General features: G+C 71.8%; 21 protein-coding genes and 3 tRNA genes. 12 read left to right on the top strand and 12 right to left on the bottom strand.

The annotated features are described in order from the left end of the window. Positions 1-31: 31 nt before the first annotated feature. Both ddaH and IE178_RS28290 read left to right on the top strand, forming a co-directional pair. Positions 32-808 (top strand): dimethylargininase, encoded by a 777-nt coding sequence (gene ddaH, locus IE178_RS28295; protein WP_193514264.1) that lies wholly within the window; start codon positions 32-34, stop codon positions 806-808. A 211-nt stretch (positions 809-1,019) separates the two neighbouring features. Then, positions 1,020-1,994 carry an acyl-ACP desaturase gene (locus IE178_RS28290; RefSeq protein ID WP_184763214.1) on the top strand — a complete coding sequence of 325 codons (975 nt, stop codon included), beginning with the start codon at positions 1,020-1,022 and terminating at the stop codon, positions 1,992-1,994. A gap of 21 nt (positions 1,995-2,015) precedes the next feature. Here the strand turns inward: IE178_RS28290 and IE178_RS28285 are convergent. The 9 genes from IE178_RS28285 to IE178_RS28245 all read right to left on the bottom strand — a co-directional run bounded on the left by IE178_RS28285 (position 2,016) and on the right by IE178_RS28245 (position 8,662). Beyond that, a tRNA-Trp gene (locus IE178_RS28285) sits at positions 2,016-2,092 on the bottom strand. A 45-nt stretch (positions 2,093-2,137) separates the two neighbouring features. Next, positions 2,138-3,358, bottom strand: coding sequence for a leucine-rich repeat domain-containing protein (locus tag IE178_RS28280; protein WP_318280286.1), 1,221 nt, complete (start codon positions 3,356-3,358; stop codon positions 2,138-2,140). Continuing rightward, positions 3,355-4,683: an SDR family NAD(P)-dependent oxidoreductase gene (locus IE178_RS28275; protein WP_193514263.1), complete on the bottom strand. Its 1,329-nt coding sequence runs from the start codon at positions 4,681-4,683 to the stop codon at positions 3,355-3,357. Before IE178_RS28275 ends, IE178_RS28280 begins: the two co-directional genes overlap by 4 nt. 25 nt (positions 4,684-4,708) lie before the next feature. Then, positions 4,709-4,780, bottom strand: a tRNA-Ala gene (locus IE178_RS28270). 8 nt (positions 4,781-4,788) lie between these two features. Continuing rightward, a tRNA-Gly gene (locus IE178_RS28265) sits at positions 4,789-4,860 on the bottom strand. Between the two features lie 79 nt (positions 4,861-4,939). Then, positions 4,940-5,185: a WhiB family transcriptional regulator gene (locus tag IE178_RS28260; protein WP_184763283.1), complete on the bottom strand. Its 246-nt coding sequence runs from the start codon at positions 5,183-5,185 to the stop codon at positions 4,940-4,942. A gap of 147 nt (positions 5,186-5,332) precedes the next feature. Continuing rightward, entirely contained in the window at positions 5,333-6,127 is a 795-nt protein-coding gene (locus IE178_RS28255; RefSeq protein WP_193514262.1) for a VOC family protein, read from the bottom strand. A gap of 421 nt (positions 6,128-6,548) precedes the next feature. Beyond that, positions 6,549-7,589, bottom strand: coding sequence for a LacI family DNA-binding transcriptional regulator (locus IE178_RS28250; protein ID WP_184763210.1), 1,041 nt, complete (start codon positions 7,587-7,589; stop codon positions 6,549-6,551). An 86-nt stretch (positions 7,590-7,675) separates the two neighbouring features. Continuing rightward, on the bottom strand, positions 7,676-8,662 hold the full coding sequence (locus IE178_RS28245; RefSeq protein WP_193514261.1) for a multicopper oxidase domain-containing protein: 987 nt from the start codon (positions 8,660-8,662) through the stop codon (positions 7,676-7,678). Between the two features lie 201 nt (positions 8,663-8,863). On the opposite strand from IE178_RS28245, the gene IE178_RS28240 reads away from it, so the two are divergent. Together IE178_RS28240 and IE178_RS28235 are read left to right on the top strand one after the other, a co-directional pair. Continuing rightward, positions 8,864-11,374 (top strand): ThuA domain-containing protein, encoded by a 2,511-nt coding sequence (locus IE178_RS28240; RefSeq protein ID WP_318280285.1) that lies wholly within the window; start codon positions 8,864-8,866, stop codon positions 11,372-11,374. Positions 11,375-11,397: 23 nt separating this feature from the next. Continuing rightward, a complete protein-coding gene (locus IE178_RS28235; protein ID WP_193514259.1) occupies positions 11,398-13,590 on the top strand; it encodes an OmpL47-type beta-barrel domain-containing protein in 2,193 nt (730 codons plus the stop codon). Positions 13,591-13,619: 29 nt separating this feature from the next. On the opposite strand, the gene ligD is transcribed toward IE178_RS28235, so the two are convergent. Beyond that, the gene (gene ligD / locus IE178_RS28230; protein ID WP_193514258.1) at positions 13,620-14,642 is read right to left on the bottom strand and encodes a non-homologous end-joining DNA ligase; all 1,023 of its coding nucleotides are present in this window, start codon (positions 14,640-14,642) and stop codon (positions 13,620-13,622) included. Between the two features lie 144 nt (positions 14,643-14,786). Between ligD and IE178_RS28225 the strand changes: the two genes are divergently transcribed. Beyond that, positions 14,787-15,854: an ATP-dependent DNA ligase gene (locus IE178_RS28225; protein ID WP_193514257.1), complete on the top strand. Its 1,068-nt coding sequence runs from the start codon at positions 14,787-14,789 to the stop codon at positions 15,852-15,854. Positions 15,855-15,876: 22 nt separating this feature from the next. Here IE178_RS28225 and IE178_RS28220 read toward each other — a convergent pair whose 3' ends face one another. After that, positions 15,877-17,067, bottom strand: coding sequence for a zinc-dependent alcohol dehydrogenase (locus IE178_RS28220; RefSeq protein ID WP_193514256.1), 1,191 nt, complete (start codon positions 17,065-17,067; stop codon positions 15,877-15,879). 199 nt (positions 17,068-17,266) lie between these two features. On the opposite strand from IE178_RS28220, the gene IE178_RS28215 reads away from it, so the two are divergent. Continuing rightward, positions 17,267-18,274, top strand: coding sequence for a DUF3048 domain-containing protein (locus IE178_RS28215; protein ID WP_193514255.1), 1,008 nt, complete (start codon positions 17,267-17,269; stop codon positions 18,272-18,274). Positions 18,275-18,295: 21 nt separating this feature from the next. On the opposite strand, the gene IE178_RS28210 is transcribed toward IE178_RS28215, so the two are convergent. After that, entirely contained in the window at positions 18,296-18,760 is a 465-nt protein-coding gene (locus tag IE178_RS28210; RefSeq protein ID WP_193514291.1) for a MarR family winged helix-turn-helix transcriptional regulator, read from the bottom strand. Between the two features lie 159 nt (positions 18,761-18,919). On the opposite strand from IE178_RS28210, the gene IE178_RS28205 reads away from it, so the two are divergent. From IE178_RS28205 to pcaDC, 6 genes are read left to right on the top strand one after another with little or no spacing between them, the layout of a single operon-like run. Further along, positions 18,920-19,675, top strand: a complete 756-nt coding sequence (locus IE178_RS28205) for a CoA transferase subunit A (RefSeq protein WP_193514254.1) — start codon at positions 18,920-18,922, stop codon at positions 19,673-19,675. Continuing rightward, positions 19,675-20,319, top strand: a complete 645-nt coding sequence (locus IE178_RS28200; RefSeq protein ID WP_193514253.1) for a CoA transferase subunit B — start codon at positions 19,675-19,677, stop codon at positions 20,317-20,319. The genes IE178_RS28205 and IE178_RS28200 overlap by 1 nt, the downstream gene beginning before the upstream one ends. After that, entirely contained in the window at positions 20,316-21,095 is a 780-nt protein-coding gene (pcaH, locus tag IE178_RS28195; protein WP_193514252.1) for a protocatechuate 3,4-dioxygenase subunit beta, read from the top strand. Before IE178_RS28200 ends, pcaH begins: the two co-directional genes overlap by 4 nt. Before the next feature lie 5 nt (positions 21,096-21,100). Then, positions 21,101-21,706, top strand: a complete 606-nt coding sequence (pcaG, locus tag IE178_RS28190) for a protocatechuate 3,4-dioxygenase subunit alpha (RefSeq protein WP_193514251.1) — start codon at positions 21,101-21,103, stop codon at positions 21,704-21,706. Further along, positions 21,703-23,034: a 3-carboxy-cis,cis-muconate cycloisomerase gene (pcaB, locus tag IE178_RS28185; RefSeq protein WP_193514250.1), complete on the top strand. Its 1,332-nt coding sequence runs from the start codon at positions 21,703-21,705 to the stop codon at positions 23,032-23,034. The genes pcaG and pcaB overlap by 4 nt, the downstream gene beginning before the upstream one ends. Next, positions 23,031-24,158, top strand: a complete 1,128-nt coding sequence (pcaDC, locus tag IE178_RS28180) for a bifunctional 3-oxoadipate enol-lactonase/4-carboxymuconolactone decarboxylase PcaDC (RefSeq protein ID WP_184763198.1) — start codon at positions 23,031-23,033, stop codon at positions 24,156-24,158. The genes pcaB and pcaDC overlap by 4 nt, the downstream gene beginning before the upstream one ends. Positions 24,159-24,280 lie beyond the last annotated feature (122 nt).

Raw genomic sequence — 24,280 nt, 5'->3', positions numbered from 1 at the left:
CACATGTCCCATCCCATCCGGAGTCACACTCGTGCCCAGCAAGAAGGCCCTCGTCCGACGCCCCGCCCCCCGCCTGGCCGAGGGGCTGGTGACGCACGTCGAACGGGAACGCGTCGACGTCGACCGCGCGGTGGAGCAGTGGGAGGCGTACACGGAAACGCTGCGCGCCCACGGCTGGGAGACGATCGAGGTGGCCCCGGCCGACGACTGCCCGGACTCGGTGTTCGTCGAGGACACGGTGGTGATGTACCGGAACGTGGCGCTGATCGCCCGGCCCGGTGCCTCCTCCCGGCGCGCGGAGACGATCGGGGTCGAGGAGGCCGTGGCGTCGTTGGGCTGCTCGGTGAACTGGGTCCGGGAGCCGGGCACGCTGGACGGCGGCGACGTCCTCAAGATCGGCGACACCGTCTACGTGGGCCGCGGCGGGCGCACCAACGCGGCCGGTGTGCAGCAGGTGCGGGCCGCGTTCGAACCGCTGGGGGCGCGGGTGGTCGCCGTGCCGGTCGCCAAGGTGCTGCATCTGCAGTCGGCGGTCACGGCCCTGCCGGACGGGACGGTCGTCGGGCACATCCCGAGCATGGACGCGCCGTCGCTGTTCGCCCGTTTCCTGCCGGTGCCGGAGCGGTCCGGGGCACATGTGGTGCTGCTCGGCGGGGACAAGCTGCTGATGGCGGCCGGCGCGCCGAAGACCGCGGAGCTCTTCGCGGACCTCGGTTACGAGCCGGTCCTGGTGGACATCGGCGAGTTCGAGAAACTCGAGGGTTGTGTGACATGCCTCTCGGTGCGCCTGCGGGAGCTGTATGCCTGACCCGTGTCCTCTTCACCCGTACGGCTCAGCGACCTGTGACTCCGGACGTTCCTCGCCGGGGACGGCACGCGGGAGAGATTACGCTGATCAGCGGTCTTTACGACACCCTTAACCTACGGCTACGTAACCTACGGGTTCGTAGCCTACGATGCCGTAGGTTCCCGGCTCGCTCGCCGGCACCTCCACCTGTCACCGTCCCCTGGAGCCACCCGTGACGATCACTTCCCCTCACCTCGGCAGCCCTTCCGTCTGGACCGACGCCCGGCTGTTGTACGCACTGGAGGAAGTGGTCGAGAAGGAGCTCAACCGGCACCTGCAGGTCGCCAAGGACTGGATGCCCCACGAGTACGTGCCGTTCAGCGACGCCCGCAACTTCCCCGGCTTCTTCGAGGACGGCGAGGCCTGGGACAAGAAGCAGTCGAAGGTCACCGAGGTCGGCCGGATCGCCCTGGTGGTGAACCTGCTGACCGAGGACAACCTTCCCAGCTACCACCACGAGATCGCCACCCTGTTCGGCAGGGAGGGCGCCTGGGGCACCTGGGTGCACCGCTGGACGGCCGAGGAGGGCCGGCACGGCATCGTGATGCGGGACTACCTGCTCGCCTCGCGCGCGGTGGACCCGGACCAGCTGGAGCAGTTCCGCATGGCGCACATGAGCGAGGGCTTCGAGTCGGACAACCGGCACTCGATGCTCCACTCGATCGCCTATGTGGCCTTCCAGGAGCTGGCCACCCGCATCTCGCACCGCAACACCGGCCACCAGTCCGGTGACCCGGTCTGCGACCGCATGCTGTCCCGCATCGCGACCGACGAGAACCTGCACATGGTGTTCTACCGCAACCTGCTCAAGTCGGCGTTCGAGCTCGCCCCGGACCTGACGATGCAGGCGGTGCGCGACGTCGTCGTGAACTTCCGGATGCCCGGCCACGGCATCCCCGGTTTCGAGCGGGCGGCCGCGCAGATGGCCATCGGCGAGGTCTACAACCTGCGCATCCACCACGACGACGTGATCCAACCGGTGCTGCGCTTCCTGAAGGTGCTGGAGATCGACGGGCTCGGCCCCGAGGGCCTCAAGGCGCAGGAGGAGCTCGGCCTGTTCATGGGCGGCCTGGACGCGGAGGCGTCGAAGTTCGACGAGAAGCTGGCGGCCCGCAAGGCCCGGATGGCGGCCCGCGCCGCCGGCTGAACGCCGACGAGGAGCCGAGGGGGCGGGGCGGCTGGATTCGAACCAGCGTGTCCCGGTTTTGGAGACCCGGCGCGTCGGCCTCTGCGCTACGACCCCGCCCTTGGGACGCAGCGTAGAGGCTCGGCGCCGGGTCTCACCAGTCGTCATCGGCCGCCGGCCGGCGGTGCCGTCCGGTGCACGCTGCGTACGGCGGCCACATCGGCCGGGACCGCGGGCGGCGGAACGTGGGCGCTCCACGCGTGCAGTCGGCGTTTGACGCTCGCCGCGACTCCCGCGCCGAGGACGAAACGGGTGGCCGTCGCCGCCCCGGGGGCGGTGTCGAGCAGCCGGTGCGCCTCCCGGCTGCGCATGCCGGTGTGGGTCAGCACGAGGTGGGACAGACGGTGCGGTCCTGCCGCGAGGGCCTCACCGATCGCACCGGCGGCGGCCAGGTCGACGTGGTTGTCGGCCGCGCCGAGCACGCTCGCCGCCCGTACCCGGCCCAGGTCCAGCAGCGTCACCCCGGCCTCGGTCGCCGCTGTCACCAGCCGTGCCACGGCGCCCGCCCCGATGCCGTTGGCGGCGACGGACAGCCGGGTGAGCCTTCCGTACGGCGCCCGCTCCAGGGCCGCGGCGAGGAAGCGGGCGCCCGCGTCACCCAACCCGGCGGCCGATACGTACAGCTCCCCGACCGCGCCCGCCGCGACCACGGCGGCCAGGGCTTCCGCGCCGGGCTCCCCCAGCGGATTTCCCCCGGCGAAGAGCCGCTCGACCGGCCGCCCGTCGTGCGCGGCGGCGGTCAGCGCGTCGGCGAGGTGAACCGCACCGGCCGCGTCGAGACCGGTCTGCACGAGGTCGAGGGTGCGCAACGTCCTCACGGACTCGATGAGTTCGGCGGCCGTGTGTCCGCCTCGGCTGCCGAGCGGGTTGCGTTTGAGCCAGACACCGGTGACCACGGAGGGCGAGGCGCGCAACCGGTCCGCGACGCGGCAGGCACCGCCCGCGGTGATGCCGTTGCAGGCGAGGTAGAGCGTCTCGACGCCGGTGCCCCGGCCGGCCACGGCGGCGGCTCCCTCGTCGCCGAGTCCGTCGGTGCCGAGCAGCAGATGCCGTACCGGGGGCGGGGTTCCGGGACCGTCGCCGGCCCGCAGCCGGGCGAGTGCCTCGGCCACCAGGGCGGCGCCGCGCGCGCCCACCCCCTGTTTGCACAGATCGAGCCGGCCGTCGGGAAGAGCCGTACCGGCCGGGAAGTCCAGCCGCTTTGTCGCCGGGCGTCCCGTGCGCAACCACTCGAGCAGCGGGTCGAGTTCGGCGAGCGGACGCGGGACGACACGGGGCACGCCGGCGAATGAGGCCTCCGGCGGGCCGGGCGGGTTCCCGGTCACCACTCCGCCTCCTGGTAGTCCTTCAGGAACACGCCGGCCACCGGGTCCCCGGCCTCCCCGCGCACGATGGGGTCGTACACCCGCGCCGCCCCGTCGACCACGTCGAGCGGGGTACGGAAACCGGCCCGCGCCATGCGGGACTTCTTCGGCGCCGGGTTCTCGTCGGTGATCCAGCCGGTGTCCACGGCGCACATGTACACGCCCTGCTCAGCGAGTTCGGCCGCGCTGGTGCGGGTGAGCATGTTGAGCGCGGCCTTGGCCATGTTGGTGTGCGGATGCGCCGGCATCTTGTTGCGCACCGCGAACCGCCCTTCCACCGCGGTCACGTTGACCACATAGCGCCGTGGGTGCGGGGAGGCGAGCAGCAGGGGCAGCAGCCGGTCGCAGAGCAGCGCCGGGGCGAGGGCGTTCACGAGCTGCGTCTCCAGGACCTCGGCGGGGTCGAGTGCTCCCAGCCGCGCCGACCAGGAGTTCTCCGGTGACGGGTCGGGCAGCAGACCGGCCTCGTCGGCCTCCCGCAGGACCACCGGGAGCGTGGCACGCCCACCGTCGAGCGTCCGCATCGGGGTGAAGCCCGGTGCCTGCCGCGCGCCCTCGGGCAGGGCGTCCCGCTCCCCGGAGGCGAGCAGCGCGTAGGACTCCGGTGGCCGCCGTACGGTTTGCGCCGCGTTGTTGACGAGGATGTCCAACGGCGCGCCGTCGCGGCGCAGTTCCTCGCACAGCCCCAGCACCTGACGGGGGTCGCGCAGGTCGACGGCGAGTACGTGGAGCCGGTCGAGCCACTTCGCGCTGTCCGGCTCGGCACGGAAGCGGCGCACGGTGTCGTGCGGGAACCGGCTGGTCACGATCAGCTCCACACCGTCGCGCAGCATCATGAGGGCCAGCTGGAAGCCGATCTTCACCCGGCCGCCGGTGAGCAGGGCGCGGCGGCCGGTCAGGTCGGTGGAGAGAGCGCGCCGGGCGCGGTTGTCGACTGCGCAGCCCGGGCAGAGCCGGTGGTAGAAGGCGTCGACCTGTCGATAGGACGACTTGCAGACGTAGCAGCGGCGGGCCTTCTGGAAGACACCCGGGCGGCCGGGGACCACCAGGGGCGCGTCCTCCCGGCGGTGCGCGGCGCCGGTGGCCGTGGCGGCCATCGTCTCGGCGTCGGCCGCGGACACCGCCTCGCTACGGGCCCTGCGGCGTCGGACCTGGCCGTCGCGGGTGAAGGAGGCCGCGACGTGTTCGGCGTGCAGACGCACCGGGTCGTCGGCGGGGAGCCGGCGCAGCCGGCCGACCGTGCGGTGGAAGGCGGACAGCTCTTCTTCGGTGATGCCGTCGCCCATGAGACGCCCCCCGTGTGTCGTGCCGTGGGCCGAGCCGGATTCGAACCGGCGTGCCCTCCATGCCATGGAGGTGCGCCTGCCTCTGCGCTACCGACCCCCGTGCGGCCCGGACGACCGGATTCGAACCGGCGTGTCCGCCTGGGCAAGGCGGTGCGTCTGCCTCTGCGCTACGTCCGGCCGCGGACCGATCCTAACCGCGCGCCCCACCTCGGCCGTACCGTTTTTCCGGGCCGTGGAGGGCGGTGACCGGCGGGAACTATCGTCCTGTGCGGCGCAGTTCCAGGCGTTCCTTCTCCGACAGACCGCCCCAGACGCCGAACCGCATGTCATGGCTCAGGGCGTAGTCGAGGCAGGTGGCGCGGATGGGGCAGAGACCGCAGATGCGCTTGGCCTCCCGGACCGAGCTACCGGGCTCGGGGAAGAAGAAGTCTCCCCCGGTCTGCGCGCACAGTGCCTCCTCCTGCCAGGAGAGTTCGGGCGACGGGTATGTGTCGGTGTGCATGGCCGGAAGCGTGCCGGGCGGCGAAAAACGTTCGATCAACGCGGGATCAACGCGGCGGCGTGGTGTCCTCTTCGCCCTGCCGCGGACGTCCGTGACCGCATGATGATGACGCCGGGGACCCGGCGGCGCACGGCGGCGCGCCGGGGTTCAGGTCTGGCGCGGATCGCCCTTGAGGACGGCGAACCGCGCGCCGTACGGATCCTCCAGACGGGCCAGCCGGCCGACACCGGCCAGCGAGGTGGCGGGCATCCGTACCCTGCCGCCGAGCTCGACGGCCTTGGCGACGACGGCGTCGGTGTCGCCCACCCCGAAGTAGGGCAGCCAGCAGGGCCGGCCGGTCTCCGCCTCGATGGGGTCGTCGGCCAGTGGGACCAGCCCGCCGAACATGCCGTCGTCGCCGGTCCCGGCGGGGTGGACGGAGGTGTAGACGCCGTCGGGGAACGTCACCGCCGAGGTCTCCCAGCCGAGGACGGAGTGGTAGAAGGCGGCGGCACGGGCGATGTCCGGGGTGTACAGCTCGACCCAGCACAGGGAGCCGGCCTCGCCGGCCGCCTCGATGCCCTTGAGGAGGAGCGGCTCCCAGATGCCGAAGGTGACGCCCGCCTGGTCGGCGAGGACCGCCATCCTGCCCTGCCCCATCACGTCCATCGGCGGCATGGGCACACTGCCCCGGGCCCGCTGGGCGGCCTCCGCCGTGGCGTCGGCGTCGGGGCTCTGGAAGAAGACGGTCCACGCGGGCGGGCCCTGCTCCGGGGCGGTGGGCATGCCACCGGCGACGGTCCGGCCGGCCAGCTGGAAGAAGCCGTAGCCGCCGGCGTCGGGCCCCGCCGAGCGGAACTCCCAGCCGAACAGGCCGCTGTAGAAGGACGCGGCGCCCTCGATGTCGGACGTGCCGACGTCGATCCAGTTGGGGGCGCCGTTGACGAAGCGGGTGGTGAGCATGGTGCCTCCTTCGAGAGGTCCCGTCGCCTGCTCTGCCGAGTCTTCCACCGCCCGCCGGCAGTCGCCGTCGGAGCACCCGGACGGGTGTGTCGGGGCATCCGGAGACCAGCGCCGGGGGCACACACGGACACCCACCGGGTCAGTGCCCCGTCCCTCACCGGGACGCTCGCCGGACCAGCCTCCGGAACCTCACGCGGACCCACCGGAGCTCCCCAGGCCGCACCAGGACGCTCACCGGACCGACCTCCGAGCCACACGCGGACCCCCACCGCCCCAGCCGCCAAGCCACACCCGGACACCCACCGGACCGGCGTCCGGACCTCAGGCGGACACCCACCGGACCGACGCCCGGACCCCACGGACACCCACCGGACCGACGCCCGGACCTCAGGCGGACGCCCACCGGACCGACGCCCGGACCTCAGGCGGACGCTCGCCGGATCAGTGTCGTCGGCAGGATCACGCTGGACGGGGTGCCGCCCACGTTCTCGTCGGCCGCGGTGGTGCGGTCGAGGTCGCGCAGCAGGAGGCGGGCCATCAGCCGGCCCATTTCCTCGATGTCCTGGCGGACCGTGGTGAGCGGCGGTTCGGTCTGTTCGGCGATCGGCAGCATGTCGTCGAAGCCGACGACCGCCACGTCGTCCGGCACCCGCCGCCCGTGCTCGCGCAGCACGCGCAGCGCCCCCGCCGCGGTGAGGTCGTTGGCGGCGAACACGGCGTCCAGGTCGGGGCAGCGGTCGAGGAGTTCCCGCATCGCCCATTCGCCGCCCGCCGGGGTGAAGTCGCCCTCCACGACCAGTCGGGGATCGGCGTCGACCATGACGTCCCTGAAGCCGTCGAGCCGGTCCACCGCCGAGGTCTGGTCGAGGGCGCCGGTGATGTGCGCGATGCGGCTCCGGCCGAGGCCGAGCAGATGCCGTACGGCGTCACGGGCGCCACCCCGGTTGTCGCTGTCGACGTAGACGACGCCGCCCCGGCCCCCGCTCCAGTCGGGCCGGCCGCCGAACACCGTCGGCAGACCGGCCCGCTGGATCAGTTCGGGCAGCGGGTCGTCGATGTGGAGGGAGAACACCAGCGCGCCGTCGACATGGCCGCCGGCCAGGTAGTGGCCGACCCGGACGTGGTCGTCGCGGTCCTCGGTGAGCAGCAGGACGAGCTGGTTGTCATGGGTCGTCAGCTCCTTGCTGATACCGCGCAGCTGCCGGGCGAAGAAGGGGTCGGCGAAGACCCGGGTCTCCGGTTCGGCCACGATGACGGCGATGGCGTCGTGCCGCTTCGTCACCAGGCTGCGGGCAGCCTGGTTGGGTACGTATCCCAGTTCCTCCACCGCCCGCCGGACCCGCTCGGCCAGCGGCTCGCGCACTCCGTCGGAGCCGTTGACCACGCGGGAGACCGTGGCCCGGGAGACCCCCGCCCGCGCGGCCACGGCCTCCAGCGTGGGGCGCGGCACTGTCTCGGTCACTTCGGGGCTCCTCACCTGCGGCTGCCGGCAAGGATAGCCCCGGCCCGCCGACGGGCCGGAGCGCTCCCGGATCGGGTTTCGTCACCTCAGTGCCGGTGCTCCTCGTCCTCCTCGGCGGCGGCCCCATGGGCGTGCTCGTGCGGGTCGTACCCCGGGATCGTGCCGTCCGGCTTCTTCACCAGGAACAGTCCCACCATGCCCATGTCGGAATGGCTCTGGACGTGGCAGTGGTACATCCAGGCACCGGCTCCGACGCCCTCCCCCGCGATCACCTGGAAGCCGAAGGAGTCCGCCGGGCCCACGATCTTGTTGTCGATGACCTGGCTCGGATCGTCGGGGCCGGTGAGCATGCCGGTGCGGTTGTCGGCCCAGCGATGACCGTGCATGTGGAACGTGTGGTAGAACTCGCCGTGCGTGATCATGACGAACTCGACACGGTCGCCCACGGTGGCCTCGAAATCCGGGCCGGTGTGGGCGGGCTTGTTGTTGATCGACATGTCGTTGAAGACGATGGTGTGGGTCGCGTCGGGCAGGACGTCGTCCTTGCGCCGTACGATCACCGGACCGTACAGCCCGTTGCGGACGCCGCCCGTGCCGTGCACCGTGCCGACGACGTGGTCGTGGTAGTGCCAGTAGCCCGCGCTGCCCGCCCGCCAGGTGCCGTCCGAGCGCCGGCCGGGCTTGTGGGTGCGCCAGGTGTAGGTGCGGGTGCCGCCGGGCTCGACGTGGCTCTTGTTCTGCTTGGTGCCGTCGCTGGAGATCTCGTAGTCCAGGCCGTGGACGTGCAGGCTCACCGCTACGTCCATGGTGTTCTCGAACTCGATGTGCAGCGTGTCGCCCTCGTTGAGTTCGATCAGCGGGCCGGGGATGGACGCCTTGCCCTTCTCGAAGCCGTAGCCCATCTGTCCGCCGTCCAGCCGCTCGGCGTACATCTTGATGCGCCGCACCTCGCCCCCGGCGGGCGCTGTCTTCGCCGGTTTGACCGCGCTGACGGCCTCGGGCGCCAAGGACAACGATGTCGCGACGGCAGCGCCGCCCAGGAGTACCCGTCGGTTGAATCCGCGTCTGTCCATGCCGAACTCCCCACCTGGCTGTCATGAACCTGGGAAACCGTAGCGGCCACCCCGTGGTTTATCCACACTCAGGACAAAGTTCGTTTCATTGCGGCCATAGGTATTGGCGAATGACGCAAAGAGGTCTAGCTTCCTTGACGCTGTTGCTGCGACCGGAGAGGGGTGGGTGGCCACATGCGGTTCACATCGCATCAAGGACCCATGCGCTTAAAGGGTTTGAGCACGAGAAGCGCCACAGGCTCACCAAGGACGAGAACGAGACGGCGCCTCTGGGCGGCCGGCGTGACCGCCGGCGTCGTCGCCGCCGGACTGCTGTCGGGTCCCGCCGCCAGTGCGCGACCAGCCCCGGATCCGTCCCTGACAACGATGTCCATCAAGTCGCCCCCGGGCGGCGCGAACGTACGCGTGCTGTTGTTCCACGGCACCGCGGCCGGCGGTGACGAGTCGCCGTTGGTGAACGCCGGGATCGAGGCGATCGAGAGGATCGGGCTGTCCGGGCCGGCCGACCAGCAGTTCAAGGTCACCGCCTCCGACGACGCCTCGGTCTTCACCGACGCCAAGAGGCTGGGCCGTTTCAACGCCATCGTGTTCCTGACCGGGGGCGGCGACGTCCTCGATCCGGACCAGGAGGCGGGCCTGGAGGCGTACATGGAGGCCGGCGGCGGTTTCGTCGGTCTGCACGACGCGGCCCGCGCGGAGCCCTACTCGGACTGGTTCACCGGTCTCATCGGCGCCCGCCCCGCGGCGTCGAGCCCCGAGAAGGTGCAGCGGGCGACCGTCGAGGTGGGCGACCGGCGGCATCCGTCGGCCCAGGGGCTGCCCCTGGAGTGGAAGCGCCCCGACAAGTGGCTGAACTGGGTGGAGAACCCGTCCGGTGAGGTGCACACGGTCGCCAGGGTGCGCGAGTCGACCTATGCGCCCGGTGCGAGCGCCAACGGCCCGGACCACCCGGTGAGCTGGTGCCGCGACTACGACGGCGGCCGGTCCTTCTACACCGGCATGGGCGGCACGGTGTCGTCGTACGACGAGACCGACTTCCGTGACCATCTGCGCGGCGCCCTGCTGTGGACGACCCGGCTCGTGCGGGCCGACTGCAAGGCGGCGATCGACGGCAACTACAAGGCGGAGCGGCTCACCCAGCCCAACCAGCCGGGGCAGAACGACCAGATCGGCGAGCCGCACGGCCTGGTCGCCGCCCCCGACGGCCGCGTCTTCTACATCGGCCGGGGCGGCGCCGACTCCTCGCAGCCCGTCGTCACCGACTGGAACGACCCGAACATCGGCAAGGGCACGGGCGAGATCCACGTCTACGACCCGAAGACCAAGAAGGTCACCCTCGCCGGGGCGCTCACCGTCTTCGGCAACAAGGGCGGCGGCGACGAGCTGAGGAAGGTCGAGGAGGGCCTGCTCGGCATCGAGCTGGACCCGGGGTTCCAGGAGAACGGCTGGGTGTATCTGCACTACACGCCGCACTCCGAGATCAACCGGGACACGCACATGGCCGAGCGGCGGGTCTCCCGCTTCACGTTCGACCGGGCGACCGACAAGCTGGACCTCGCCAGCGAGAAGGTGCTGCTGAAGTGGCCGGTGCAGATCCACAGCTGCTGCCACGCGGGCGGCGGGATGGCCTGGGACTCCAAGGACAACCTGTACATCGCCACCGGTGACAACAACTCCAGTGGCTTCAGCGGTGGTTACTCGGGCAACAACCCCGAGCCCAATTTCAAGGGCGTGTCCTTCGCGGACGCGCGCCGCACCGCCGGCAACACCAACAACCTCAACGGCAAGATCCTGCGCATCCACCCGGAGCCGGACGGCACCTACACCCTCCCCGAGGGCAACCTGTTCACCGGCGAGGAGACCGCCGAGGGCGGCGGGAAGACGCGCGGCGAGATCTATGTGATGGGTGTGCGCAACCCGGCACGCATCTCCGTCGACAAGGCCACCGACACCCTCTACGCGGGCTGGGTCGGACCGGACGCCGGTCAGCCGTCGACGACCTGGGGCCCAGCCAAGTACGACACGTTCGCGGTGATCACCAAGGCGTCCAACCGCGGCTGGCCGTACTGCATGGGCAACAAGCAGCCGTACCGGGACCGGAACCTGCCGGACCCGTCGAAGCCGCTGGGCTGGTACGACTGCGACCACCCGAAGAACGAGTCGCCGAACAACGACGGTCTGGTCAACCTGCCGCCGGTGACCGGCAACAACATCTGGTACTCGCCGCAGGGCGGGGCGCCGGACTATCCGCGGGACGCCAACGGGGTCCCCTCCTACAAGGCGGAGGAGGCCACCTACCGGCTGCCCTGGCTCAAGGGCGGCGGCCAGGCCGCGATGAACGGGCCCCTCTACCGCTACGACGAGTCGAGCACGAGTGAGACCAAGTGGCCGGCCTACTGGGACGGCAAGTGGTTCGTCGGTGACTTCTACGACGCCGACCAGCCGCGCAACGCGGTGCTGATGGACCCGAAGACACAGGGAGACGGCGGTCTGCCGGTGCACTCGGAGTCCCTGAAGAAGATCGTGCCGATCGGCAACGACGGCATCAAGAACCTGATGGACTGGAGGTTCGGTCCGGACGGCGCGCTGTACGTCCTCGACTACGGCCGCGGCTTCTTCACCTCCGACACCAAGTCCGCGCTGTGGCGGGTCACCTACACGGGCGGCGGGCCGACCCCGGCCGCCGGTCAGCTGGCGAGGAAGGCCGAGTGAAACCAGTGATACGGCAACGAAGAATGTGGGCCGCCCTCCTGGCCGCCCTGCTCATGATGCTCGGCCTGCAGACGGCGACGTCCACGGCCGGCGAGACCGCATCCACCGACACGACGGCCGCGGCCCAGGTGCTCACCTGGACCGCCGGCGACGGCATCACCGAGTACACCTCCGCGCCGACGACCGCGGTGGCCGGTCCGGCGACGATCGTCTTCGAGAACAGCGCGGCCACCGGCAACACCACCGGGATGCCGCACACGCTGACGTTCGCGACCTCCGACCCGGAGTTCAACAACGACGTCCAGCTGAACATCCTCGCCAATCCGAGCGACGCCCAGGGCGGCAAGCACACCGCCGAGGTGACGCTCACCCCGGGCCGCTACTTCTACCACTGCACCATCCCCGGCCACGGCGAGATGCAGGGCATCCTGACGGTGACCGAGGGCAGCGGTGAGGACACCACCGCGCCCGAGGCCACGGCGAAGGTGACCGGCACGCAGAACGCCAAGGGCGAGTACGTCGGTTCGGCGAGCGTGGTGGTCGAGGCCACCGACGCGGGCTCGGGCGTGGACCGGATCGAGTACGCGATCGGGGCCGACGGCGCCTGGCAGCCGTACACCGCCCCGGTCGTCGTCGACCAGGTAGGCGCCCACACGGTGCGCTACCGCGCCCTGGACAAGGCCGGCAACGTCTCGGCCGACAAGAGCGTGGAGTTCACGGTCGTCGCACAGCCGTCCGACGACACCACCGCGCCGGAGACCTCGGCGACCGTGGACGGTGAGAAGAACCCCGACGGCGCCTACATCGACATGGCGACGGTCACCGTCACCGCGTCGGACACCGGCTCCGGCGTCAACACCATCGAGTACGCGATCGGTGCCGACGGTGCCTGGCAGGCGTACACCGGTCCGGTGATGGTCCACCAGGCCGGTACGCACACCGTGCGCTACCGCGCCACCGACAAGGCGGGCAACGCGGCGGCGGAGAAGAGCGTGGAGTTCACGGTCGTCGCCGCTCCTCCGCAGGACACCACCCCGCCGGCGACCGGCGTGACCGTCGAGGGCACCAGGAACTCCGACGGCGCCTACGTCGGCGACGCCACCGTGACCATCAGCGCCGACGACGGGCACGGAGGTTCCGGCGTCGCCGGCATCGAGTACTCGCTCGACGGCGGGCCGTACCTGGCGTACACCGCGCCCGTGGTGGTCGACCGGGCGGGCCGGCACACCCTGGCGTACCGGGCGAGCGACAAGGCGGGCAACACCTCCGCGCCGCTCACGACGAGCTTCACGGTCGTGGCGGACGGCGGCGTGCCGGCGCCCAACTGCCCGGAGTACGACGAGCGGCTGACGGTGATCGTCGGCACGGTCGACTCGGGCGTGCCCAACCGGGTCACCAACAACCGGTGCCGGATCGGTGAGCTGATCGAGGACGAGAAGGAGTGGACCTCGCAGGCCCTCTTCCTCAAGCACGTCCAGAGCGTCCTGGACGCGCTCCAGGGGGAAGGGGTCATAGACAAGCGGGAGTACCGGGCCATCAACAAGGCCGCCCGCCAGTCCGGCATCGGCAAGCCGGGCCAGACCGAGGGATACCGCAAGATCCTCGACGGCACCGAGGAGTCGTTCGCCCAGTGGGAGCAGGTGGGCGGCGGTTCGTTCGCGCTGAACCCGGACGGGTCGATCACCTCCGGCACCACCAAGCCGGGGCTCGGCATGCTGTGGTTCCCCGAGCGCAAGTACGGCGACTTCTCGCTGAAGCTCCAGTGGCGTGACGACGCCCCGGGCACCGGCAACGCCAACTCCGGTGTGTTCGTGCGGTTCCCGCAGGTCCACGACCACCCGGAGGAGTCACGTCCGGAGTGGGTCGCCATCAAGTACGGACACGAGGTGCAGGCGTTCGACTCGCCCAGCGGCGACATGTACAAGTCGGGCTCTATCTACGGCTTCGACCGCGTGGGCCTGGCCGGCGCGGGCGTGACGCAGAAGGGCACCTGGAACGACTACGAGATCCGTGTGGTGGACCAGCACTACTCGGTCTACCGCAACGGTGTGCTGATCAACGAGTTCGACAACACCGGCGGCCAGGACTTCACCCCTCCGCGCTCGGACGACCCGGGCACGGACGGGCGGCGGTTCGCCTCCGGCTACATCGGACTGCAGGTGCACGGCACGACGGACGTGGTCTCGTACCGGGACGTCCGGATCAGGGAGCTGTAGTACCGCGTAGCTCCGTGTGACGCACCGGGTCAGGAGGCCGAGGGTTTCGGCTTCCTGGCCCGGCTCGGTTGTACCCGGCTGGGTTCCCCGGGCATCTTCGGATACTCGGGCGGGTACGGCAGGTCGCCCAGGCCGTGGTCGTGTTCGTCGCGGCGGGCGAGTTCGAGCAGGGGCTCCAGCGAGAAGGCGTGATCGTCCATGTCCGCGTGCACGTCGCCGAGTTCGGCGAAGCGCGCGGGCATGGTCGTGATGTCGAAGTCCTGCGGGTGGGCGACGCCCACCTCGTCCCAGCGCAGGGGGGCGGAGACGGGGGCGTACGGGCGGGGGCGTACGGAGTAGGCGGAGGCGATGGTGCGGTCGCGGGCGGTCTGGTTGTAGTCGACGAAGATGCGCTCGCCGCGCTCCTCCTTCCACCACTTGATGGTCACCCGCTCCGGCATCCGGCGCTCCATCTCGCGGCCCACGGCGATGGCGGCGCGGCGGACCTGGGTGAAGGTCCAGCGCGGCTCGATGGGCACGAAGACGTGCAGGCCCCGGCCGCCGGAGGTCTTCGGCCAGCCGCGCAGCCCGTGCTCGTCGAGCACGGCGCGCAGTTCTCCGGCGGCGCGGGCGGCGTCGTCGTAGTCGGTGCCGGGCTGCGGGTCGAGGTCGATGCGGAGTTCGTCGGGGTGGTCGACGTCGTCGCGGCGCACCGGCCAGGGGTGGAAGACGAGGGTGCCGTACTGGGCCGCCCACACCACGGCGGCCTCCTCGGTGGGACACATCTCGTCGGCGCTGCGGCCACTGGGGAAGGTGATGTGGGCGGTGGGGATCCAGTCGGGCATGCCCTTGGGAGCGCGCTTCTGGTAGAACCACTCGCCGGTGATGCCGTCCGGGTAGCGCTGCAGGGTGGTGGGCCGGTTCCTGAGGGCGCGCAGGATGCCGGGGCCGACCGCGGCGTAATAGCGGGCGAGGTCCAGCTTGGTGAAGCCGCGTTCGGGGAAGAACACCTTGTCCGGGCTGGACAGCCGTACGGTCCGGCCGGCCACCTCGAGTTCCACCGCGTCACCCATGCGAGCCACGGTAGGCGTACCGGGCACACCTCGCACATCAGCCGGCCCGGCTCTCCGGGGGCCGGTACCGCCCGGCGACGGGCGCCCGGACTCATCGCCGGTGCTCGGCAGGCGGGCCCTGTGGACCGCTTCTAGAGTCGGACCATGGATCTGCCCGTCATGCCACCCGTGAAGCCGATGCTCGCCAAGTCCGTGGCCAGGATCCCGCCGGGCATGCAGTACGAGGCGAAGTGGGACGGCTTCCGGGCCATCGTGTTCCGCGACGGGGCCGAGGTGGAGCTGGGCAGCCGTACCGGGAAGCCACTGACCAGGTATTTTCCCGAGCTGGTGGATGCGGTGCGGGGGCGGCTGCCCGAGCGGTGCGTGGTGGACGGGGAGATCGTCATCGCGCGGGAGGGGCATCTGGACTTCGACGCGCTCACCGAGCGCATCCACCCGGCGGACTCCCGGGTGCGGATGCTGGCCGAGCGGACTCCGGCCTCGCTGGTCGCCTTCGATCTGCTGGCGCTGGCGGACGAGTCGCTGCTGGACGTGCCGCTGGCCGACCGGCGGGCGCTGCTGACCGGGGCGCTGGACGGGGTCACCCCTCCGGTGCATGTGGCGCCCGCGACGACCGACATCGAGGTGGCGCGGGGGTGGTTCGAGCAGTACGAGGGGGCGGGTCTGGACGGGGTGATCGCCAAGCCGCTGGACCTCCGTTACCGCCAGGACGAACGCGCCATGTTCAAGATCAAGCACGAGCGCACGGCCGACGTGGTCGTCGCCGGGTACCGCCTGCACAAGAGCGGCCCGGTCGTGGGCTCGCTGCTGCTGGGCCTCTACGACCCGGGCGGCGCCCTCCAGCACGTCGGGGTGTCCGCCGCGTTCCCCATGAAGCGGCGCGCGGAGCTGATCGGGGAACTGGAACCGCTGCGCCTGGACGACGTGACGGACCATCCGTGGGCGGCCTGGGCGGACGAGGCGGCGCACGAGACGGCGAGGCTGCCCGGGGCGCCGAGCCGCTGGTCGGGGCGGAAGGACCTCTCCTGGGTGCCGCTGCGGCCGGAGCGGGTGGCCGAGGTGGCCTACGACCACATGGAGAACGGGCAGCGTTTCCGGCACACCGCCCGCTTCCGCCGCTGGCGCCCGGACCGCACCCCGGAGAGCTGCACGTACGCGCAGTTGGAGGAGCCGGTCCGCTACGACCTGGCCGAGATCCTCGGCGGCCCCTGAGTCAGGGGCCGCCGCGGCCGGGTCAGGGCTGCATGAGCACCTTCACGGCGCCGTCCTGCTTGCCCTGGAACATCTCGTAGGCCCGCGGTGCCTCGCCGAGCGGTACGCGGTGGGTGGCGAAGTCGTCGACACCGAGCGGGTCCTCGTCGGTGAGGTAGGGGATGATCTCGTCGCTCCAGCGGCGTACGTTCGCCTGGCCCATGCGGATCTGGATCTGCTTGTCGAACAGGGTGAGCATGGGCATCGGGTCGGCCATGCCGCCGTAGACGCCGACGATGGAGAGGGTGCCGCCGCGGCGCACCAGTTCGATCGCGGTGTGGAGGGCGGCGAGCCGGTCGACGCTGAAGCGCTCCGCCATCGGGCCGCTCAGTTTGCGGGGCAGCAGCGCCGAGGCGTTCTGCACCATGCGGGCCGCCGCGCTGCCGTGCGCCTCGGTGCCGACGGCGTCGATCACGGCGTCGGGGCCGCGGCCGTCGGTCTGGTCGCGGATCGCGGCGACGAGTTCCTTCTCGTCGTCGAAGGAGCGCAGGTCGAAGGTCTCCACGCCCCGTTCACGCGCCCGGCGCAGCCGTTCCGGGACCAGGTCCACGCCGAACACCCGCCCGGCGCCCTTGACCTGGGCGACCCGGCAGGCCATGTCGCCGATGGGGCCGAGTCCGAGCACGGCGACACTGCCGCCCTGCGGGACGCCGGCGTAGGCGACCGCCTGCCAGGCGGTGGGCAGCACGTCGGAGAGGTAGACGAACCGGTCGTCGGGCGGGCCCTCGGGCACCTTGATCGGCCCGTACTGCGCCTGCGGCACGCGCAGGTACTCGGCCTGGGCTCCCGGGACGGCGCCGTAGAGCCGGGTGTAGCCGAACAGGGCCGCGCCCATGCCCTCGGCGCTGACCTGGGTGGTCTCGCACTGGGTGGGCAGTCCGGTCAGGCACATCCAGCAGTTGCCGCAGGCGATCTGGAACGGCACCACGACCCGGTCGCCCACCTGGAGGTCGGGCACGGCCGCGCCGACCTCCTCGACGATCCCCATCGGCTCGTGGCCGAGGATGTCGCCCGGGGTCATGAACGGGGTGAGCACCTCGTACAGATGCAGGTCCGACCCGCACAGTCCGGTGGAGGTGATGCGGATGACCGCGTCCGTCGGTTCCTCGATCCGGGGGTCGGGCACGTTCTCCACCCGTACGTCCCGCTTTCCCTGCCAGGTCAGTGCCCTCATCGCCGCCCGCTCCCTCCGTGGTGGCCGGTGTGTCGCTCGTGCGGTGGGCGTCCGGGTACCCGAGCGGCCGCCTGCCGAACCCGCCCGTGGCTGAGCCGATCGGCGGAACACACCGCGCGGGACCGCTTGCGACCGGGTATGGCCAGCGACGATCGGACAAGCACACAATTAAGACAACTGATGACATGAGGCAGGCGCGGTGGCGACGGTGGGCACGGAACGACGGGCACGCGCACGGCGCGGCACGGGGGCGAGGGTGCTGCTGGCCGCCTTGGTGGCGGCCGGCCTGGCGGCGGGGTGCACGATGCCGGACGGTCCGGGCGACGACGGGCGCGGATCGCCGCGGCAGTCGTCCCCGGCACCCCGGGAGACAGGGCCGGGCGGGGCGGACGGTCCTCCCGTGCTCGCCGTGAAGATCGACAACGCCCGCGCCGCCCGGCCCCACACGGGCCTGGAGGACGCGGACGTGGTGTACGTCGAGCAGGTCGAGGGCGGGATGAGCCGGCTGATGGCGGTGTACGCCACCCGGCTCCCCGACTCCGTCGGGCCGGTGCGCAGCGCCCGTGAGTCCGATCTGGAGCTGCTGCGCCAGTTCGACCGGCCGGTGCTGGCCTTCTCCGGGGCGCAGGGCAAGCTGCTGCCGCTGATCGACCGGGCGCCGCTGGAGGCGGTGACACCCGAGTCGGCGCCCGGTGTGTTCGTCCGGGGCCCCGGCCGGCCCGCGCCGCACAACCTCTATCTGCGGCCCGGGCGGCTGATGGACGACCTGCCCGGCCCGGCCGCCCTGACGAACGGCTTCCACTACGGCCGGCCCCCCGCGGACGGCGCGCCCGAGGACGCGTTCACGGTGCGCTATCCGGCGGCCCGCACCACCTTCACCTGGTCCGGCCCCGGCGACCGCTGGCTGGTCTCGATGGACGGCGCCCCGGCGGTCACCACGGAGGGCGAGCGGCTGGCGCCCGCGACGGTCGTCGTGCAGTACGTGACCGTGCGTCGTTCCGCCTTCCAGGACTTCCTCGGCAACAACACCCCCTATACCGAGACGGTGGGTTCCGGGGAGGCCACCGTGCTGCGCGGCGGACGCGCGTACGAGGCGAACTGGAGCCGCCCGACCGCCGAGGACGGCACCTCGTTCACCACCGACGAGGGCGAGCGGATGAACTTCGCGCGCGGTCAGGTGTGGGTGGTGTACGCGAAGGCGTCCTGAGCGGCCCCCGACGGGACCGGGTCAGTGCGGGGCGGCCAGGGAGGAGGCCGGATCGCGCAGACCTTCGGCCGCGTCCGCCACCCGTCGGATCAGGTCGATGAAGACCGCCTGCTCCTCGGGGCCGAGCGGGGCAAGGAAGACCTGGTTCATGCGCGCGGTGCGCACCGTGAGCCTGCGGTGCGTGCGTACACCGTCGTCGGTGAGGCGCAACAGGAAGCGGCGGCCGTCCTGGGGGTCGCGGACCTTGTCGAGCAGCCCGCGTCTGATGAGCCGGCCGATCACCTCGGCGATGGTGGACCGGTCCAGTCCGACCCGCTCCCCCACGGTGCGCTGGTCCAGCCCCGGTTCCGCGACGAGCGCGTTGAGGACCGCGAACTGCGGCGAGGTGATCTCCTCGGAGACCATCGTGTTCCACAGCAGGTAGTGCGCCTGCTGGAGCCGCCGGGCCAGATGCCCGGGATGGGTGGTGAGGTCCACGGCGGCCATCTGCGCTCCCACGGTCGGAGTCATCGGTGCACCGTTTCGTCGGTGCACTGATTTTTATTGGTGGACCGAACAATACTGGACAGCACTGTCATCTCGTGGAAATACTCAGTGCCCTGACTAATCGAGGTCGGGTCGTCTGCAAGGGATGGGGTTCCTCGGATGGACAAGGTGGTCGCCTCGGCTGCGGAGGCGGTGGCTGACGTGCCGGACGGCGCGTCACTGGCGGTGGGCGGTTTCGGCCTCAGCGGTGTGCCGGACGTGCTGATCCGGGCGCTGTACGGGCGGGGGGTCGGCGGTCTGTCGGTCGTCTCGAACAACTGCGGGGCGCTGGAGTCCGGGCTCGCGGTGCTGCTGGCGGCGGGCCGGATCGCCCGGGTGACCGGTTCCTACATCGGGGCGAACAAGGAGTTCGCGCGGCAGTACCTGGCCGGCGAGCTGGAGGTGGAGCTCATTCCGCAGGGCACCCTCGCCGAGCGGCTGCGCGCCGGGGGCGCCGGCATTCCGGCGTTCTACACCCCGGCCGGGGTGGGCACGCAGGTCGCCGAGGGCGGACTGCCCTGGCGCTACGACGGTTCCGGCGGGGTGGTGCTGGCCTCACCCGCGAAGGAGGTCAGGGAGTTCGACGGCACGGAGTACGTGCTGGAGCGCGGGATCCGTACCGACTACGCGCTGGTGCGGGCGGCGAAGGGCGACCGGCACGGGAACCTGGTCTTCAACAAGTCCGCCCGCAACTTCAACCCCCTGGCCGCGATGGCGGGCCGGGTGACGGTCGCGGAGGTGGAGGAACTGGTCGAGCCCGGCGCCCTCGACCCGGACGCGGTGCATCTGCCCGGCGTCTTCGTGCAGCGGGTGGTCGTCCTGAGCCCGGAGCAGGCGGCGGACAAGAGGATCGAGCGGCGGACGGTGAGCGGCTGATGGCCTGGACACGGGAACAGATGGCGGCGCGCGCGGCCCGGGAACTGAGGGACGGTCAGTACGTCAACCTCGGCATCGGCCTGCCCACGCTGATCCCCAACCACCTCCCGGCCGGCGTCGAGGTGGTGCTGGAGAGCGAGAACGGCATCCTGGGCACCGGCCCGTATCCCGCCGGGGACGCCGTCGACCCCGACCTGATCAACGCCGGGAAGGAGACCGTCACCGTCCTTCCGGGCGCCTCCTTCTTCGACTCGGCGCTCTCCTTCTCGATGATCCGGGGCGGACACATCGACGTCGCCGTCCTCGGCGCGATGCAGGTGTCGGGCCGCGGTGACCTGGCCAACTGGGCGATACCCGGCAAGCTCGTCACCGGTATCGGCGGCGCGATGGACCTGGTCCACGGGGCCCGCACCGTGATCGTGGTGATGACCCACACCGCGAAGGACGGCGCACCGAAGATCGTGCCGGAGTGCGCGCTGCCGCTGACCGGCAAGGCGTGCGTGGACCGCATCATCACCGACCTCGGCGTCCTCGACGTCACCGACGACGGGCTCGTCCTCGTCGAGACCGCTCCCGGCGTGACCGCCCGGGAGATCACCGCGAAGACCGGAGCCGAACTCACCATCGGGGAGGGCCTGTCGTGACCGACGCGCTGACGCAAGCCGACATCGACCAGGAGATCGCGGCCGAGCACGCCGCGTACGAGAAGCGGGTCGCCGACGGCGGGCCCGTCGAGCACCACCCGCGCCGCGACTACGCGCCGTACCGCTCCTCGCTGCTGCGCCACCCCGAGCAGCCGCCGGTCGCCATCGACGTGTCCCGGGACCCGGAACTGGTGGAGCTGTCCTCCCCCGCCTTCGGCGAGCGGGACATCACCGGGATCGACAACGACCTCACCCGGCAGCACAGCGGGGAACCCGTCGGGGAGCGCATCACCGTCTCCGGGCGGCTGCTGGACCGCGGCGGCCGTCCCGTGCGCGGTCAGCTGGTGGAGATCTGGCAGGCCAACTCGGCCGGCCGGTACGCCCATCAGCGCGAGCAGCACGACGCCCCGCTGGACCCGAACTTCACCGGCGTCGGCCGCACCCTCACCGACGCCGACGGCTTCTACCGTTTCACCACGATCCAGCCGGGCCCCTACCCGTGGCGCAACCACGTCAATGCCTGGCGTCCAGCGCACATCCACTTCTCCGTGTTCGGCTCGGCGTTCACGCAGCGGCTGGTGACGCAGATGTACTTCCCGAACGACCCCCTCTTCCCGTACGACCCGATCCTGCAGTCCGTCACCGACGACGCGGCGAGGCAGCGGCTGGTCGCGACCTACGACCACGGCCTGTCGGTGCCGGAGTTCTCCCTCGGCTACCACTGGGACATCGTGCTCGACGGGCCGCGGGCCACCCGGATGGAAGAAGGGCGCTGACCACCATGACGAAGATCGACACCACCGACCCGGACAACGTGCCGCCCACCCCCTCGCACACCGTCGGTCCCTTCTACGGCTACGCGCTGCCGTTCCGCGGCGGCGAGGACATCGCGCCCGTCGGCCATCCGGACACCGTGACCGTGCACGGGTACGTGTACGACGGCGCGGGCAGGCCGCTGCCGGACGCGCTGCTGGAAGTGTGGGGACCGGACCCCGAGGGCAGGGTGCCGACGGCGGACGGTTCGATGCGCCGGGACCCGGCGAGCGGCGGTTTCCTGGGCCGCAACGGCGTGGAGTTCACCGGCTTCGGGCGGATCCAGACCGACGCGAACGGCCACTGGTACGCCCGCACCCTGCGCCCCGGAGCACGCGGCCGCAACGCGCCGTACCTCAGTGTGTGCGTCTTCGCCCGGGGCCTGCTGGTGCACCTGTTCACCCGGATCTACCTCCCGGACGACGAGACGGTCCTGGCCGGCGACCCGCTGCTGTCCCGGCTCGACGCCGGCCGGCGCGACACGCTGATCGCGGGAGACGAGGGCGACGGCACGTACCGTTTCGACATCCGCCTTCAGGGCGAGGGCGAGACGGTCTTCCTGGAGTTCCAGTGACATCAGCCGATTCCGACACCGGTCTGCTCGCCCCCGGGTGGGCCGCGTCCCCGGCCGCCGCCGAGAGCGGTGACGGGGCGCTCCTGCGGGCGCTGCTCGACGCGGAGGCCGCGCTGACGCGGGCCCAGGTCACCCTGGGGATGGCCCCGGCGCGGGCGGCGACGGCGGTGACGGAGGCGGCCGACCCGAGCCGCTTCGACCTCGCGTCCCTCGCCGAACGGGCCCGGGCCGCCGGGAATCCGGTGATCCCGCTGGTCGCGGATCTCACCCGGGCGGCCGGCGAGGAGTACGGCCCGTACGTGCACCGGGGGGCGACCAGCCAGGACATCATGGACTCGGCGATGATGCTGGTCGCCCACCGCACCCTCGGCCCGCTCCTCGCCGACCTGGACCGCTGTCAGCGGAGCCTGGCCCGACTGGCCGCCGGGCACCGCGACACCCCGATGCCGGGCCGGACGCTCACCCAGCACGCCGTACCGACGACGTTCGGGCTGAAGGCCGCCGGCTGGCGGTCGCTGGCGCTGGACGCACGGGACCGGGTGACAGCGGTACGGGACTCCCTGCCGGCCCAGCTCGGCGGCGCGGCGGGAACCCTGGCCGCCTTCACGGCGTACGGGGCGCACGACGCGACCGCCCTCCCCGCCGTCTACGCGACGGAACTCGGGCTGCGCGCGCCCGCACTGCCCTGGCACACGCTGCGCACGCCGGTCGCCGATCTGGCCGGCTGTCTCGCCTTCACCGCCGGCGCGCTGGGCAAGCTCGCGGCGGACGTCCTCACCCTCTCCCGCACGGAGGTCGCGGAGGTGGCCGAGGGCAACGGTGGCGCCTCCTCCGCCATGCCGCACAAGGCGAACCCGGTGCGTTCGACCCTGATCGCGGCGGCGGCCCGGCGCGCACCGCACCTCGCGGCCACGCTGTACGGCGCACTGGTCGCCGAGGACGAGCGGCCGGCCGGGGCCTGGCACGCCGAGTGGGAACCGCTGAGGGATCTGCTCCGCCTGGTCGGCGGCGCCGCCCGGGACGCCGCCGAACTCACCGGGGGCCTGCGGGTGCGTCCGGACGCGATGCGCGAACACCTGGGTCTCACGCACGGGTTGATCGTCTCCGAGCGACTGTCCGCCGAGCTGTCGCCCGTACTCGGGCGGGCCCGGGCCAAGGAGCTGCTGACCGAACTCGCCCGACGGGCGTACGAGGAAGGACGCGAGCTGAGTGAACTACTCGCCGAGGAAGAGGAGTTGCGGGACTTCGACCTCTCCTCGCTCACCGATCCCGCCCACTACACCGGCTCCGCCGGAGAGCTCACCGACCGTGCCCTGGAGCGACCGTGACCGACACACTCCTCAACCACCGCGCCGAGGGCCCCGCTTCGGCGCCCCCGCTGCTGCTCGGGCCGTCGCTCGGCACGTCGTACGCCCTGTGGGACAAGGTGGCGCCCGAGTTGTCGGGCGCGCACCGGGTGGTCCGCTGGGACCTGCCCGGGCACGGCGGCTCGGCGGCGGGGCTGATCGGTCCCGGTGCGACCGTCGGCGATCTCGCCGGTCTGGTGCTCGCGCTGGCCGACGCGCTCGGCATCGAGAGGTTCGGGTACGCGGGCGTCTCGCTGGGCGGCGCGGTGGGGCTGCAGCTGGCCGTGGACCATCCGGACCGGGTGTCGTCGCTGGCCGTGATCTGTTCCTCGGCGCACTTCGACGGGGCGAAGCCGTGGGAGGAGCGGGCGGCGCTGGTGCGGCGCGAGGGTCTGTCGGGGCTCGCGCAGAGTGCGGACGCCCGCTGGTTCACGCCCGGGTTCACCGTGCCCGAGCTGGTACGCGATCACCGGGAGGCGGACCCGGAGGCGTACGCCGCCTGCTGTGACGCGCTGGCCGCGTTCGACGTGCGGGGGCGGCTCGGGGAGATCCGGGTGCCGACGCTGCTGGTGGCCGGCCGGGAGGATACGGCGACGCCGCCCGGGCATCTGCGGCAGATCGCGGACGCGGTGCCGGGCGCCGCGCTCGTGGAGATCCCGGGGGCCTCGCATCTGGCGCCCGCACAGTGCCCGGAGGCGGTGCTGACCGCGTTGCGGACGCACTTCGACGGTGCCGCCCGGCGCGGGACGGAGGTCCGGCGCGAGGTGCTGGGCGACCCGCACGTGGACCGGGCGCAGGCGCGGCAGACGCCGTTCACCGCTCGGTTCCAGGATTTCATCTCCCGCTACGCCTGGGGCGAGATCTGGACCGACCCGACGCTCACCCGCCGTGAACGCAGCATGATCACCCTCACGGCGCTGGTCGCGCACGGCCACTACGACGAACTCGCGATGCATGTCCGCGCGGCCCGGCGCAATGGACTCACCCCCGAGGAGATCGGCGCGGTGCTGCTGCAGACGGCCGTGTACTGCGGGGTGCCTGCCGCCAACTCGGCGTTCGCGACGGCCCAGCGGGTGCTGGCGGAGGAGGACGAGGAGGCACCGTAGACCAGCGGGGGCCGACGCGGAGAGCGGGGAGACGCCGCACATTCGGCAGGGGCCGGCGGGGACTGCGCGCAGACACCGCACACCAGCCGGGCCGGCGGGGGGACGCCGTGGGCCGGCGGATG

The sequence above is a fragment of the Streptomyces griseoloalbus genome, from assembly GCA_014650015.1.
GTDB classification, from domain to species: domain Bacteria; phylum Actinomycetota; class Actinomycetes; order Streptomycetales; family Streptomycetaceae; genus Streptomyces; species Streptomyces griseoloalbus.
The sequence above is the reverse complement of the archived record's forward strand: the minus strand, read 5'-3'. Positions and strand labels throughout refer to the sequence as shown.